We start from the raw sequence: 14,101 nt of genomic DNA on the forward strand, positions 1-14,101 counted from the left end.
ATAAAAATAGCTCTAAATGCTCATTTCTGTTTTTATTTTATGCAATCAGCATAATTATTTGCATAAAGTTGTTGACCCTTGTTTTGCTTAATGTATTATAAGCGGCACGCGGGAATAGCTCAGTTGGTAGAGCATAACCTTGCCAAGGTTGGGGTCGCGAGTTCGAGTCTCGTTTCCCGCTCCAAATTGGTTTTTTTTGAGAAAGTTTTAGTAAAAACTGCTCATATATGCGGGAATAGCTCAGTTGGTAGAGCATAACCTTGCCAAGGTTGGGGTCGCGAGTTCGAGTCTCGTTTCCCGCTCCAAATTTAAAAGGCCCTAGTCGAAAGACTGGGGCTTTTTTCTTTTTATCGATTCTTATTTTTGTACTCAATCGATTCACAGCATAACTTACTAAGAAGAACTCAATTCAATTCCAACGAAAGATTTTCTACCTTCTACCAGATTCACTTTTTTAAATTGCAGTTCTTCATTTAATTTAGGTATATTCGCAAGGTGTCGGCTTCATTGGATGCATAGATATACACGGCAGTAATTGGAAACATTCCATATTAAAGCGTTCTATATTGTGGCTCTGCTGTAAACATATGGAAAAGATAAAATTGCAATCATAGATATAGCTTTGAAAATGATATTGTTCTGTGTTTTGAGCATAATGAGTTGCATCAAAAAACTGTATATGTTCAGAAAAGACATGGAAATTAAGCTTCTTTAAATGGCTGCTCATTCCATGACCAGTACATTTAATATAGGATTCTTTTAAGGTCCATATTTGAAAAAACCGCTGATATACACTGAATGGATCAGTACTTTCATTTTCCTGAATCCAGTCTATTTCACTCAGCGCTAACACACTGTCGACACGCCTCCATTCGAACTCTCGATTCACTCGTTCAACATCGACGCCTATTTCTCCTTCTTCAGTCACAGCAAGAACAATAACGTCTCCTGAGTGACTAAGATTAAAATAAATAGTCTTACCGCCTTGTACAAAAGGTTTGCCGTTCGGTTGTAATTGAATATTGACTTGATGGGGTGAAATACCCAGCTTATCTGCTAAAACAGACTTCGTTAAGACACGAGAGATCAAGAAAAGACGTGCTGCTTGAGGAAGATATTGATCATATCTCAACTTTTCTGCTGCGTTGAGAAAGCTGAGATAATGACTCAATATCACATGATCTTGTGGTACCCGTGAAACTGGGCAAACAAAAACTTTTACTTGGGCTATATTAGACATCACTAAGCTGTGCTGTAGTGCTGATATATTTAGTTAGAACTGGCGTGAGATAATCATAAACTGCTTCTACATGGGTCACATGCGGATTATGACCTGCACCAGCAATCATATGTACAGGAATATTAGGACTGATTGTAGTAACAAGTGGGTCCTTCTCTCCAAAAATGATTTCAACTTTAGAGCTAAGCTCGTTTAACAAAGCTGTTTGAGATGCTCGCTGCTGAGGCAAACTAATACGGTGCATATACTCACTAATATGCTTGGCTACCGACACCCGGCGTAATGAATCCATCGCATAACCAACAGATGGATTTTTTTGCCCCTCTGGATGTAAGTCTTTAGCAATCACATCTTTCGGCACAAAACGGAAAATCAGATTAGATATAGCTTGTATCTGAAACATTTTAGCAGCCTGTGCCTGAACAAAATAAGGCGATATGAGAATAAGACGTGCAACTTTATCTGGGTATTTCTTTGCAAGATTCAATGCAAAGAGACATCCTAACGAGTGGGCAACCACAACACTATTTGGCGCTAAAAGCTTTGCAGCAGTATCGATAAACTGATGATTGTTATCTTCAATCACCTCATAACTACCCGAACGCCCAAGTCCAGGTAAGTCCATCATAGCAACCTGATCATATGTAATTTTATTGATAATTGGAGACCAACATGCACTATCAAATGGAATGCCGTGTAAAAATAATGCAGAAGATTTTTCCGAACCAACTGACTGTTTAATATAAATTTCTGTCCAATATCGGTTTTGATAACTAAAAGAATTAGGTATTGAAACTTGCATACGACCAAAGCGTGTAAGCACCAGACGATCAATCCAACGAGAAAAATAAGGAGTGATATTAATCAAGTCCGCGATGCCCATCTTCGCTGCCATCGCCTCTGCCCCATCAACATGATAGTGCTCAGTAGAAATGAAAGAGAGTTGTTCTTTAGAACCGTCAAGTAATACTTCAGGTAGTTTTTCTAATAGACCTTTAGGTAGCTGTAAATGTGGTGAGCTAACCCCTAAATGCTCGGCAGCGAGGTGAACTAGGCGATGAAATTTCGGTGTCTTAGGATCAAGCAGCATATACTCCTGAGCAATCGTCTCAGGATAAGACATCGTTCGAATCAAAAAGCTCACAATATACTGCATATTGCATAGTGGCAAGAATGTGTCACGGCCACCAGGCAGTGCCAGCAGACGTCCCTGATAGAGCTTATCAATCATGTCAGCAATACCAATATATTGCATATCACCATAATTATAAAAACCATCAATGACTGTGGCTGGATTTATTGCAGTCCATGGCACATTTAAACGCTTACAAGCCTCAATGAAAGCTTGATAACCCAAAATTTTTGAAGCTTCATAGCCACCATGTTTGCAATACAACTCATCAGCCGACTCTTGCGGCGGAGCAGCCACACGATATCCACCAATCCAGATAAATCGCTCAAGCTGCTTCAATGTTGCGGCCCATTCAATCAAGGCGAGTCCTGACTTAACATTTGTACGCTCAGCTTCAGCTTTGCTAATACCCCAATTAAATGACGCTGCAAGATGATAAATTACATGGATCTTTGCCTGAGCATCCGCTAGCAGAGAATCCAGCTTAAAATCACGGCTCAAATCATATTCAACAAATGAAATAGATGGATCAGCAAGCCCTTCTGTTGCAATAAAACCTAGCAGCTTATCTTTCTTAGTTGCAGCATTACGTAGTGCAGCAATGACCTGATGACCCTCACGCAAAAGATCAACGACCAGTCTGCTGCCAATAAAACCTGCTGCACCTGTTACTAATATGGTCTTCCGTGAAAAATTATCTTTTTTTGCGTTATTTAAATTATCCATAAGTCACCTTATTAGGGCTGGGCAATCCAGCATTGTTTTGGAGCGAATTATCTTAAAAGTTATATCGGATCTGGGCATAGACCAGACTGTTATCTCTAAATTGTCCTAACACCGTATCATTTTTGCCCCAGAAGCGATCTCCACCTGCATTCAACTGCCAGTGATCATTGAGGTTGTAGTTAATACGCACTCTCAATAACTCATTAGGCTCTGGTGCAAAATAAAACCCTGTAAACTCTAGCTTTAGGTTGTCATTCATTAGGTTAAGTGCATAACGCAGCATAGCCCCATACTGATTCTGTTGATACTGGTCACTGATGGTTTGCTGATAACGGTAAACTGCACTCAATGATGGATTTGTTAGGCTATCGGCAGATCTAAAGTCCTCAGTATGTTTGTACACGCCCATTAAACTCAGCGTGGAATTTTTTAATGATAATTCTGGCCCCACGACCACAGTTAAATTATTTTTTTTGTGTGTAAGATCTTCACTGCCATCCGAGTCAGTCTTTGTATAAGCAGCTTCACCGCGCCACACAATATCGTTATGGTTATAACTGAAATCTACTCCATAGACAGACATAGGATTATTTTTCAGCTGCAATGTTGCTTCCCCTGTTGGAGATGCTGAAAGAACTGAAAGATCGGGCATGTGATCCAAACCTGAAAAATACGATGCCCCTACATCTAGACCATCTACAGAATAATCCCAGCGTACTGCAAACGCAGGGCGGCTCTTCTTATCTATTTCATATTGGATACCAGCAATCTGACGCAATGGAATCACATCTGAACGACTACGCGGATACCACAATGCGGTCCATTTATTAGTTCCAGATTCAGGAATATATGTCAATTTGAGTGCATCATTTCCAAGACGTTGATCTGTCTCATCTGGCACTAACCGCGTATAGTCACGAGGTGAGAGATTATCCGTTGGGTTAATCCCATCAGCCCTTCCCCAAATCACAATCTGACGACCAACATCAACATAAACGGTCTGATCCCAGTTATAATAGGCGTACAACTCACGTAAGTTACGATTTACCTTACTCACCTGATCTGGGTTCACAGTATGGTCGGTTTCGTCCGCAATCACTATGTCGTAATGCAGCTTAAATGCAGGGTTAAACTTGAGCGTACCATTGGACCAGAAACTTGCCTGTCCAATGTTTTTTAATGAACTTAAATCACGATCTGATGACCATACATCGAGTCTGGCTGAGTTCTGGCTAACAAAACTAATTTCACTGTCATCTGCATAAGCATGCTGCAGTAGCATAAAGCTACTGCAGCATGCAAACACCCAATAGGCACCTTGCGTCATTTTTCAAGGCTCTGCGGTGAGAAAAGCTTATCGGATAAAGTTTTTTCTGCCACAAAATCATTGACGATCACTTGCGTCATATGTTGAGTTTGCAGATTTTTCGCCATAGATTTCATAGCTTGCCATCTTGGTTTCACTTTGCCGTAAGGACGGATATCGGTGAATTCAATGTGTTTTAAAGGCTTACCTGCAGTATCCCAAATGTCGATGGTTGCTGTAACAAAGTTATCTTTGAGTATGCACATACGACGTTTGCTATAACCAAAGTCACTCTTCACAGTATTGTTAATTGGCGTTGCTTCAATCATGTAGCAATCTTTACCATTAAATTTGCCATCTGCCAGTTTCGTGTACTTCCAGTCACTGAGCTTATAGCCAAGCACATCACCATAACTAAAGTCCGTACCAATAAAAGCATCACCTTTATTCGCTGATGCAAGACGGCGTACTTTTTTCAATGCAGGCAAATAGACAAACATGCTATCGCTGCCTTTTGCATTTTCAATTAACAGCGTCGTGGTTCCTTGGACATCTGCTGGCGAGATGAACTCAGTCAAACGCATGTTGTTCTGAGTATTTCCAGCAAGCTTAGTCATATTTTTAGTTAAACGTACACGTTGCTCGCCATTTTTAGAGGTCAAAATAAATTTGGCGCTAGCGGTTGAAGACAAGAACTTAGAGGCATCATCACTACGATTAACAATGTCTTGAACTTCATCTGCATGAGATGTTTTAGGTAATGAAAAATTGAGTGCTGTACCCAACAAAAGGCTTGTCACAACTGTTTGTGCAACAGGAATGCTCTTCTTATTTGAAGAAAAGATAAAACGAGGTTTCAACATCAGAATCATTGTAGGTACCATAATTAAGGTTGCAAATACACTGAACAGCATCGCAATCACAATAAACATTGCGAGCCATTGATGGACGTGGAAGCCTTGTGATAAGGACAATACGCCATACCCACCGGCAACCGCAGTCGCGACAAAAAGAGAGGCCTTACCAGCAGTACTTAAAGTTTTACGAATAGCGTCTTTGATATCGCCGCCTTCTTCGCGCAAGATTTCACGCAAGCGGTAGAGGAAGTAAATGGCATAATCCGCACCAATGCCTACAGCCATGGCCGAGATGAGTGAGTTTGGAATATTGAGCGGAATGTCGAGCCATCCCATCACGCCAAAGATGGCAAGAATTGAGAATAGAAGTGGTGTTAGAACAATCAGTCCCGCTGAAATCGAACGGAAAACCAATGCTGAAATAAAGAATACGGCAAATGAAATTTGTAAAATGTTCATAAGCTTGCCGTGAACCATCGTTTCAGTTAAAGCAATGGTTTGTGTCACATCACCACCGAAACTCACGACTGCTTTATCACCCAATTGACCCGCCATATAGGTTTTTAGCGACTCAAGGATTTCTTTAATACGATGATTACTGCCTGTTTTCAGAAGAACAGTGATTTTGGCATAACGCTGAGTGGTATCAATGTATGAATCAAAATCAGTCGGCTCACCAGACATTGAATACAACAGCAGATACTGAGCAACGACATCTTTGGTTGCAGGAACCTGAAATGCTTGTGGCTGATCAGCATTCATTGCCTGATTCATTCGTTTGATATAGTCCACGATAGAGATGGTTTTACCGACCTCTGGAATTGAGTTTGCGAACTTTTCTGTATTATCAATCGCTTTTAGAATTTCAGGATTTTCAATACCATCACGAACCTTCGTATCAACCATAATGTAAAGGCTGTTTGTACCACCTAGAGACTGATTCAAGAATCTGTCGTCTTGCTGCATTGGTAAGTCGCGAGCGAAGAAATTACGGCTATCGTTGTCTACCACAATACGGCTCGTGCCAATAGCAAGAAAGACGCCCATTGCCGCAATCGCAGTCATTAACATCATTCGTGGACGAACCGACAAAATGACATCACCAATACGGTTTGGAATCCAATCCCAGATTGGCAAGCCTTTGCGTTTGACCTTCACAACCGAAGGCGGTGGCAACATTGAGCGAAGTGCCGGAATAAAAGTCATCTCAATCACCAGCGTACTGATGATCCCGATTCCTGTAAAAATACCGAATGAACGAATAGTGGGAATATTGAAAGTCAACAATGAGAAGAAACCAGCCGCTGCAATACCACCAGCCAATACCATAACTGGACCCACACGAACCAAAGACTGCACTACAGCTTCGCTATTGGCAGCTTTAGGTTCCATCCCTTGAGCAATCAGGCGATCAAAATCTTCATAGTAGCGCTTGAGCAACTGCACGGCGTGCCCTGCCGCAATAGCTAAAATCAGAATCGGCGTAGGCGAGTTAAAGATATCCATTGGCTGTTTGAACAAGCCCATCATGCCCATACCCCATGCCACAGCCAACAAAGCTGTAACGAGTGGCAGAATCAAACCTTGCTTGCTGCGGAATGCTTCAAAGTGCAATAAACCAATCACTAATACGGCAATCGGGAACAAGATGTTGATACGTTTAGAGTAATCTTCAGCTTTATCCAGATACACAGGATTACCACCGACACTGATGGTCATATCTTTAGATTGTTCACTCTCTACGATTTTGTTGATTGGGCCCATCATCTTTTGGAAGCCCTCTGGACTTTCCTCAAGCTCAAGCAAAATCGCAGCAGTTCTTTGATCTTTCGATACCACTGAATTCATATAGGTTGGATTCAGTGCCAGTAGTTTTTTCAGGTGATCGATATCCTCCTGAGTCACTGAACTACTCGGCAATAGTTTCTTGGCATCGAACCCTTCTGCATTCGCCTCGATACCTTTTGCCTGACGTGCAGCCAGACTCATCATAGTTGAGCGAACTACACCAGGTGCATTATCTACTTCTTCGGTAATGCGTTTGACTTTCTCCAACACTTGCGGCTGATAAATATCACCCTGCTTTGGAGTAATACCGATCACGACCATATATTTGGAGCCGAATTTCTTTTCAATCAGCTTGGTCGAGGTGATGTACGGATGCCCTTTAGGCGCAAGTGCATCTGGGTCAATAATAATTTTTACACCAGATGCCAGATACGCTAGAGCAAGTGTTAAGAGCATCACCACAGTCAACTCAATACGACGATGGCTAAGAATCCAACGTGCGTATTTCTCCATCATTTGTTGAGTCTTACGAGGTGGTTTACTGGTCTCGATAGTTGGTTTATTTTCATTGCCAACCGACTCATAGGCTTCACCCTTTTGAGCCAATGCTTGAAGATTATCGACATCTTTCTTGAACTGAGCGAGTACCATCTTTTTTAGCAGCGCTGGCGGCAATACACCAAAAAAGCTACCCGGCTCTGCCTCAAACACCCATTCAATCCACGTACCTTCCGGATGTGGTTTGAAACGGTAAGTACCTGTGTAGTGAAAGGGTCCTTCCACTACTTTAAACGCATACAATTCATTCGGTACTAGATGTGTAATTTCACCTTTAAAGGACATTTCACGACCAATAAAGCTAAAACCAATCTCGTACTTACTGCCCACACGCGGAGTACTGTCTAGCAGTTCAGAATGCTTACATGACAATTGCCAACCTGCATCATTGGCCGGGTTTGCAAGGTAGTTAAAAACCTTGTCAATCTCGGCCGGTATGAGGAAAGCATGTTCTATGGTCACCATAGTGGTTCTACCTTCTTGTATTTCTTATGCAGGAATTGGATACATCTGATCAATGGTCTGGGCCACAGCCACGACATTCTCAGCGTACATAATTGATGAATGGTCACCAGGCAAATCCACTTGTGTAAATGTTTCTTTGACCAGTTGATCCCAACCTAGACTTTCTCCGAAGTCTTCCTGCTCATCTTTGGCCTTGACCAATAGAATTGGAAAATCTTCAGGATCTGGGAAATAGGTCTGGAGTGCGATGCCATTCGCCAAATAGGTATCAAAGTAAAGTCGGAAATCTGATGGATCAGCATCTAACGGTAGAACATTGATGGCCTTAGCTTCTTTAAGTACATGATCAAACATTTGATCTGGACTCAATTCACGCAAGTATTGCGCTGGGATCGTTAACTTTTTGCCATAAGGTGCAGCTAAATCACGGGCGAACCAAGACAAAAGCATGGCATCGTCGGCATCTTCAGGCACATTTTCTGGAATTGGAGCACGAGTATCGATCATGACAATACCTGTGACCTGTTGGCCCATTTGACGCAACTGACGACTGATCTCATATGCAATTGCACCACCGAAACACCAGCCACCGAGGAAATAAGGGCCTTGAGGCTGCATCTTTTGCATTTCAGCAATATAGAGCGTCGCCATTTCTTCAATCGCCACTTCCGCAGCATCGGCTTCAATCAGTCCAGGAGACTGAATAGCACGTAAGGTACGGTTCGGATTGAGGTGACGCGAAAGCTCCATATAACAGAAGGTACTGCCACCAATTGGATGGAACAGCCACAGCGGTTGTTCATAGGTTCCACGGCGTAGTTCAATTACGATAGATGGCTTAATTTCTTTATTTTCGCGAATGATCTCACTCAGACTCGCCACAGTGGAATATTGTGCCAACAAAGCAACTGACAGTTCGGTACCGAAAGCCTTTTTGAGATGGTTGACAAGCTTCACAGCTAATAAAGAATGCCCACCTAATTCAAAGAAATCATCGTGTATACCCACTCGCTTGACCGACAAGATCTGTTCAAAGGTAGTACACAATTCGATTTCGATCGGATCACGCGGTGCAACATAATCATTGCTCTGCTCAAAGATCGGCTCAGGAAATGCCTTACGATCCAACTTATTGTTGGCCGTCATTGGAAATTCATCCAATCGGATAAACGCACTTGGCACCATATAAGCTGGAAGATGGATTTGCAGGGTCTTTTTTAAACCAGAAATATCAAGCTCTTGTCCAGTTACATACGCCACCAGTTTCTGGTCGCTGTCAGCTGTGGTCTTAACCAGCACTACCGCATCTGTGATACCGTCGATCTGTTTGAGAACATTCTCGATTTCACCTAGTTCAATACGGAATCCACGGATTTTGACTTGGAAATCTAGACGTCCGTGATGAGTCAAACGTCCATCTGTACGCAGGCAGACTTTATCCCCTGTTCGGTAGAGTCGACCAGCATTTGGTAGAGATGGTAATGTTCTAAATTGTGCATCTGTGAGTTCAGGTCGATGCCAGTAATCAACTGCCAGACCATCACCACCAATCCAAAGCTCACCCATAACGCCTGGCGGAACTAAACGCTGCTGCTCATCAAGTACATAAAGCTGGGTATTCGCCAGTGGTTCACCTAAATCAATATACTTTGCATCGGTGATACGAGCTGCACTAGACCACACTGTAGTTTCAGTCGGTCCATACACATTCCAGAGACAGCCGACTTTATCCAGCAGTTTTTCTGCAAGAATAATATCTAGCGCTTCGCCTCCACAGAGTGCAGTCAACCCTGCATTGCCGCTCCACTCGCTATCTAAGAGCATTTTCCAAGAAGCCGGTGTAGCCTGCAAAACATTGATAGACTTAGCATTTAGATAGTCTACGAGTTGATTACCATCTTGTGATACTTCACGTGGGCATACATGCACCACACCGCCGTACATAAGCGGAATGAGTAATTCAAGAATTGAAATATCAAATGCATACGTGGTGATTGCTAACAACTGAGTGTCAGCAGTCACTTGCAATCTATCATTCATAGATAGCAAGAAATTGATAATTGAAGGATGCCCAATACGAACACCTTTAGGCTTACCTGTCGAGCCTGATGTGTACATCACATAAGCGACATCACCAAAGGCAAGCGTCTCGCGCACTTTCTCAAGTGCCACAACACCAGCTTGATTGATATCTAAGCGAGGTACAGAACTGTTAAGAGCATCCATTAACTCGGTTTGAGTCAAGATGACTTTAGGTTCGGCATCTTCAATGATGTTTTGTAGACGTTCAGTTGGGAAGTTAGGATCCAGTGGCACATAAGCTGCCCCTGCCGCCCAGATCCCAAGGATTGCTGCTGGCAGTAACGCTGTGCGGTCTAACATGAGACCTACACGATCGCCACGTGTAATGCCGTGTTCACGCAAATATTCAGCAATACCAGCAATATGTTGACCTAACTCACGGTAGCTAACCGCATGATCGTTCGAGGTCAAAGCATGATGATCACCACGATCATCGATCTGCTTTAAAATCATTGCGAATAGATCATGCTGAGCATAATCAGTCGCCTTTCCACGGAGGGCCTCGAACTGAATGCCATCTTTATAATCAGGTGCGATATTTAACTCAACGATCTTACTTTCTGGATGAGCCACCATCTCAGATAGTACAGCTTGCAGCAGTTGCACCATATTCTCAGCAGACTGCGCAGAAAACAACTCAGAGTTGTATTTCAGTACACCAACAAGTTCACCCTGATATTCACCGCCCATTTCTAGCGTAATATCCAACTGACCTTCTTGCTGACGAACTGGAAAACTTCCTAAAGTTAAATCTTGACCAGCTAGAGTAGCTGGGGTCTGGATTGGCAGAAGTAGTTCTTTAAACTCATCCATTCCCCCTAGACGTTCCCAGAACATTCCTACCTGAGCCAATGGGTTAATACTGCCATCACGCTTTGGTGAAACAGCCTCAACTACTCTAGAAAAAGCAACTTTTTGATGCTTAAGGCTCTGTCTTAATTGTTCCTGAACTTGCTGGGTAAATTGACGTAAAGTTAAATCAGCATCGATGTCCATCTGGATAGCTATTGTGTTGACGAACTGCCCCAATGCATTACGCAAAGAGCGTTCAAGTCGACCAGCTACAGGTGTGGCAATAACTAGATTATTTTCATTAGATAGTTTGTGCAGCAGGATATAGAACCCCGATAGCACAAGTCCGAACAATGTGATCTCATAATTTTTCGCCAAGTTGACAAGACCAGATGACACTGACTCAGGTACACGGAAAGCCAGTGAGCTTCCCTTATGCTGCTGTACAGCTGGGCGAGGGTAATCAAGCGGAATGCTATGCACATGTGGTGCATGTTTCAGTGCATTTTTCCAGAAAATTAAACTTTCATCAGCCTCATCGATTACGCTGCTCTGCTGCTTATCGGCATACTGTGCAAACTCATTTCCGTTCACTGTATCCGACTCTGCAACAAGTCCAAAACGTTTGCTGACGTCTCGTAGCAACAGACCAATTGACCAAAAATCCATGAGCGCATGATGAATCACAACGGCAATCACATAGTGATTTTGTCCACGCTCATAACAATGAACACGCCACAATGGTGGCTGAGTCAGGTCAAATGGCTGCTTGGTGTCTTGCTCAACCAATTGCGTCAAATCAGAAGCTTCAATATGACGAGCATCAGAAAAGATGATATTCGGATAGACGCGATCCCAGATGAGTTGCTCAATCCCCTGATCATTGGCAGGCATGCTGACACGCAACAGCGGATAATCATGCATTACCGCTTCCAGAATCTCCATCGGCTTGTTGCCTAATGGTTGATTGACCTTCACATCAAAGGCCACCACCATATTGTAGGCACTGCAAGTTGGCTCAAGACGCTGGATGTACCAAATACCAAGCTGTTCCGCAGAAATCGCATGACGCGACAGAACTTCCGGTTCTAGTCGTGCAAGGTTGTTCATGAAGCAACTCCCTGTTGCAACTCAGAAACAAGATATTCGGCCAACGCATTGATTGTTGGGTAATCCCATAAGAGGGTCGGCTCAAGCTCCAGTTTTGTCAGATCTTCTAAATCCCCAGATACAGACAAAGCAACGATCGAATCAAGACCATAACTGGTAAATTTTTGATCTGGATCAATCGTCTCAGGCTCTACGCGCATTTCTTTGGCTACTAGCGTACGAATAATTGCGCTCCAGTAAGCTTTATCTTTATTCATGGGGTAATCTCCTCTTTAACCGGTTTGGCATCACGTGGTGCCAGTGCAAAATCGATGACGGATAACATATGGTTAGTTGAAATTCGGTCTAGCAAATCTGCCAATGTACTTTCACGTAATGACGTCATAGGAGGAGCTGTCTGTCCTTCAGCGGCATTTAAGAAAATGATCAACCATGCTCCGTCCTGCAAAGCTGGTCTTAGAGCCTTACGGTTAAAGACCCAGAAACCCAACACAGCAATACGAGCAAATAACTCGGCGTAGCTACGAGCAAGACTAAAGCGCAACGTTTCAAACTCTTTGCTCTGCTCAGAATTTGAGAAGTAATCCTGAATTTTTTGATCCAAAGAACGTTGTTCAACCAGAAGTTGGCCTGCTTGTTCACGTAGCGTAGTAAGTGTCTCAGCAGACAATCCTGCTGTGACATCGGCATCGTTGAGCATTTCGATGATTGTTTCGAGTGATTCCATCACCAAATCACCATCTCGGTTGAAAATCTCAAGCTCGCGGAAATCAATAGCGCCTGTCTCTACCTGCAAGTCATATAACTGGCGATAACGTGCTTTAGCTTCTGATTGATTGAGATGGTCGGCTTTTTTGCTACGACCTTTATTGGCAGATTTGAGCTGAAAACTCAGACTGTCTAGGCAAACGGTGCTACTACCGTCAAACACACTAACAATCAGATGGTCTCTGAATGCTTTCTGATACATTCCATCCGCATACGCATTTCTTAAGAAAAAGCGTGACCCAAGCACTGAAGAAGTGATCTTGGCAAGCGATTCTACATACTCAGGTACTAGTACTTTCACGATTGGTGACCATGTACTGAACTGATTGATACATACGTGCAAACCACGCGCACCAACAAGCGATAACACCTCAGCCGCTAAAAGGTAGGCATAGGCTGTCGCTAACTGTTCACGTACCAGCGGAATACTGATTACTTTTTTGTTATATAACTCGCGTTCAATAGCAAACTCGGTCGCAATGCGTAGCATCGTATCGCCGGCACCTAGAGAGAAGCTACTGCAATATGCACGTGTTACCTGTAGCGTCTTAAGCCCAAGCTCTAGGCCTTGGCCTTCTTCACCGATCAGGGCATCTTTGTGAATTTCAGCGTTGTTAAAACCAATACCGCTGATATCTAGACCACGCATACCCACTGTTGGTAGTCGGTTCAGGCTATATGTTCCTTTTGAGGCCATATGACGCTTATCGAGCCAGAATGCGCTTAGGCTACGTGGTCCACGATCGTCTGATGTTTTAGCGATCAGACTTAAAGAGTCTCCTAAAGTGGCACGGTTAATTGACCATTTTTCGCCATTTAAAACATATTTACTCTCGGTAGATTGCGCTGTCACTTCACTCGATAGCAGGTCGGCGCCATGGGCTTTCTCGCTATAAGCCAGCGCTGGAGCAGCACCACTCAAAATTCGACTAGCGATGTTTTGGCATTGATTCGCATTACCGCCGATCCAGACAATCACAGACCAAGCATTCGTGCTATAGGTCGAGTTGATAGTTAGATCACGTCGTGCCAGCACGCGATGTAGATATAGCAATTCTTCACCAATTTCCATACGACCTCCAAGTTCTGAAGGTACATAGAAACGGTTCATACCTACCGCATTCAGAAAATCAACAGCACGCTGAGGGTACTGTTCTTTCTCATCACGTTCGATGGCAGCAGACCAAGAAAAGTCGTTGTTAGTATCATGTACGGAGCCTAAAATTTGCTCCAGACGAGCAGCAGATTGAAACTGCCGCAAATTGGACGTAAGTGAC

At 43.2% G+C, this 14,101-nt stretch carries 7 protein-coding genes and 2 tRNA genes; 2 read left to right on the forward strand and 7 right to left on the reverse strand.

Annotated elements, in window-relative coordinates; translation table 11 throughout:
- Positions 1 to 108: 108 nt before the first annotated feature.
- Both F985_RS24195 and F985_RS24200 read left to right on the forward strand, forming a co-directional pair.
- Positions 109 to 184: transfer RNA gene (locus F985_RS24195), tRNA-Gly, on the forward strand.
- Between the two features lie 45 nt (positions 185 to 229).
- Positions 230 to 305, forward strand: a tRNA-Gly gene (locus F985_RS24200).
- 173 nt (positions 306 to 478) lie between these two features.
- Here F985_RS24200 and F985_RS24205 read toward each other — a convergent pair.
- From F985_RS24205 to F985_RS24235, 7 genes are read right to left on the reverse strand one after another with little or no spacing between them, the layout of a single operon-like run.
- Positions 479 to 1,240, reverse strand: a complete 762-nt coding sequence (locus tag F985_RS24205; protein WP_004705975.1) for a 4'-phosphopantetheinyl transferase family protein — start codon at positions 1,238 to 1,240, stop codon at positions 479 to 481.
- Positions 1,233 to 3,098: an alpha/beta fold hydrolase gene (locus F985_RS24210; RefSeq protein WP_004705976.1), complete on the reverse strand. Its 1,866-nt coding sequence runs from the start codon at positions 3,096 to 3,098 to the stop codon at positions 1,233 to 1,235. The genes F985_RS24205 and F985_RS24210 overlap by 8 nt, the downstream gene beginning before the upstream one ends.
- Positions 3,099 to 3,150: 52 nt before the next feature.
- Positions 3,151 to 4,425: a DUF1302 family protein gene (locus F985_RS24215; protein ID WP_004705977.1), complete on the reverse strand. Its 1,275-nt coding sequence runs from the start codon at positions 4,423 to 4,425 to the stop codon at positions 3,151 to 3,153.
- Entirely contained in the window at positions 4,422 to 8,072 is a 3,651-nt protein-coding gene (locus F985_RS24220) for an outer membrane lipoprotein-sorting protein (protein WP_004705978.1), read from the reverse strand. Before F985_RS24220 ends, F985_RS24215 begins: the two co-directional genes overlap by 4 nt.
- A gap of 24 nt (positions 8,073 to 8,096) precedes the next feature.
- On the reverse strand, positions 8,097 to 12,056 hold the full coding sequence (locus F985_RS24225) for a non-ribosomal peptide synthetase (protein ID WP_004705979.1): 3,960 nt from the start codon (positions 12,054 to 12,056) through the stop codon (positions 8,097 to 8,099).
- A complete protein-coding gene (locus F985_RS24230; protein WP_001030690.1) occupies positions 12,053 to 12,313 on the reverse strand; it encodes an acyl carrier protein in 261 nt (86 codons plus the stop codon). Before F985_RS24230 ends, F985_RS24225 begins: the two co-directional genes overlap by 4 nt.
- A complete protein-coding gene (locus F985_RS24235; protein ID WP_081401434.1) occupies positions 12,310 to 14,085 on the reverse strand; it encodes an acyl-CoA dehydrogenase family protein in 1,776 nt (591 codons plus the stop codon). Before F985_RS24235 ends, F985_RS24230 begins: the two co-directional genes overlap by 4 nt.
- Positions 14,086 to 14,101 lie beyond the last annotated feature (16 nt).

It is taken from the genome of Acinetobacter seifertii (assembly GCF_000368065.1).
Classification (GTDB): domain Bacteria; phylum Pseudomonadota; class Gammaproteobacteria; order Pseudomonadales; family Moraxellaceae; genus Acinetobacter; species Acinetobacter seifertii.

Coding starts and splice junctions, on each gene's coding strand:
- F985_RS24230 (WP_001030690.1), bottom strand. CDS start 12,313: ATGAATAAAGATAAAGCTTACTGGAGCGCAATTATTCGTACGCTAGTA.
- F985_RS24220 (WP_004705978.1), bottom strand. CDS start 8,072: ATGGTGACCATAGAACATGCTTTCCTCATACCGGCCGAGATTGACAAG.
- F985_RS24210 (WP_004705976.1), bottom strand. CDS start 3,098: ATGGATAATTTAAATAACGCAAAAAAAGATAATTTTTCACGGAAGACC.
- F985_RS24225 (WP_004705979.1), bottom strand. CDS start 12,056: ATGAACAACCTTGCACGACTAGAACCGGAAGTTCTGTCGCGTCATGCG.
- F985_RS24205 (WP_004705975.1), bottom strand. CDS start 1,240: ATGTCTAATATAGCCCAAGTAAAAGTTTTTGTTTGCCCAGTTTCACGG.
- F985_RS24215 (WP_004705977.1), bottom strand. CDS start 4,425: ATGACGCAAGGTGCCTATTGGGTGTTTGCATGCTGCAGTAGCTTTATG.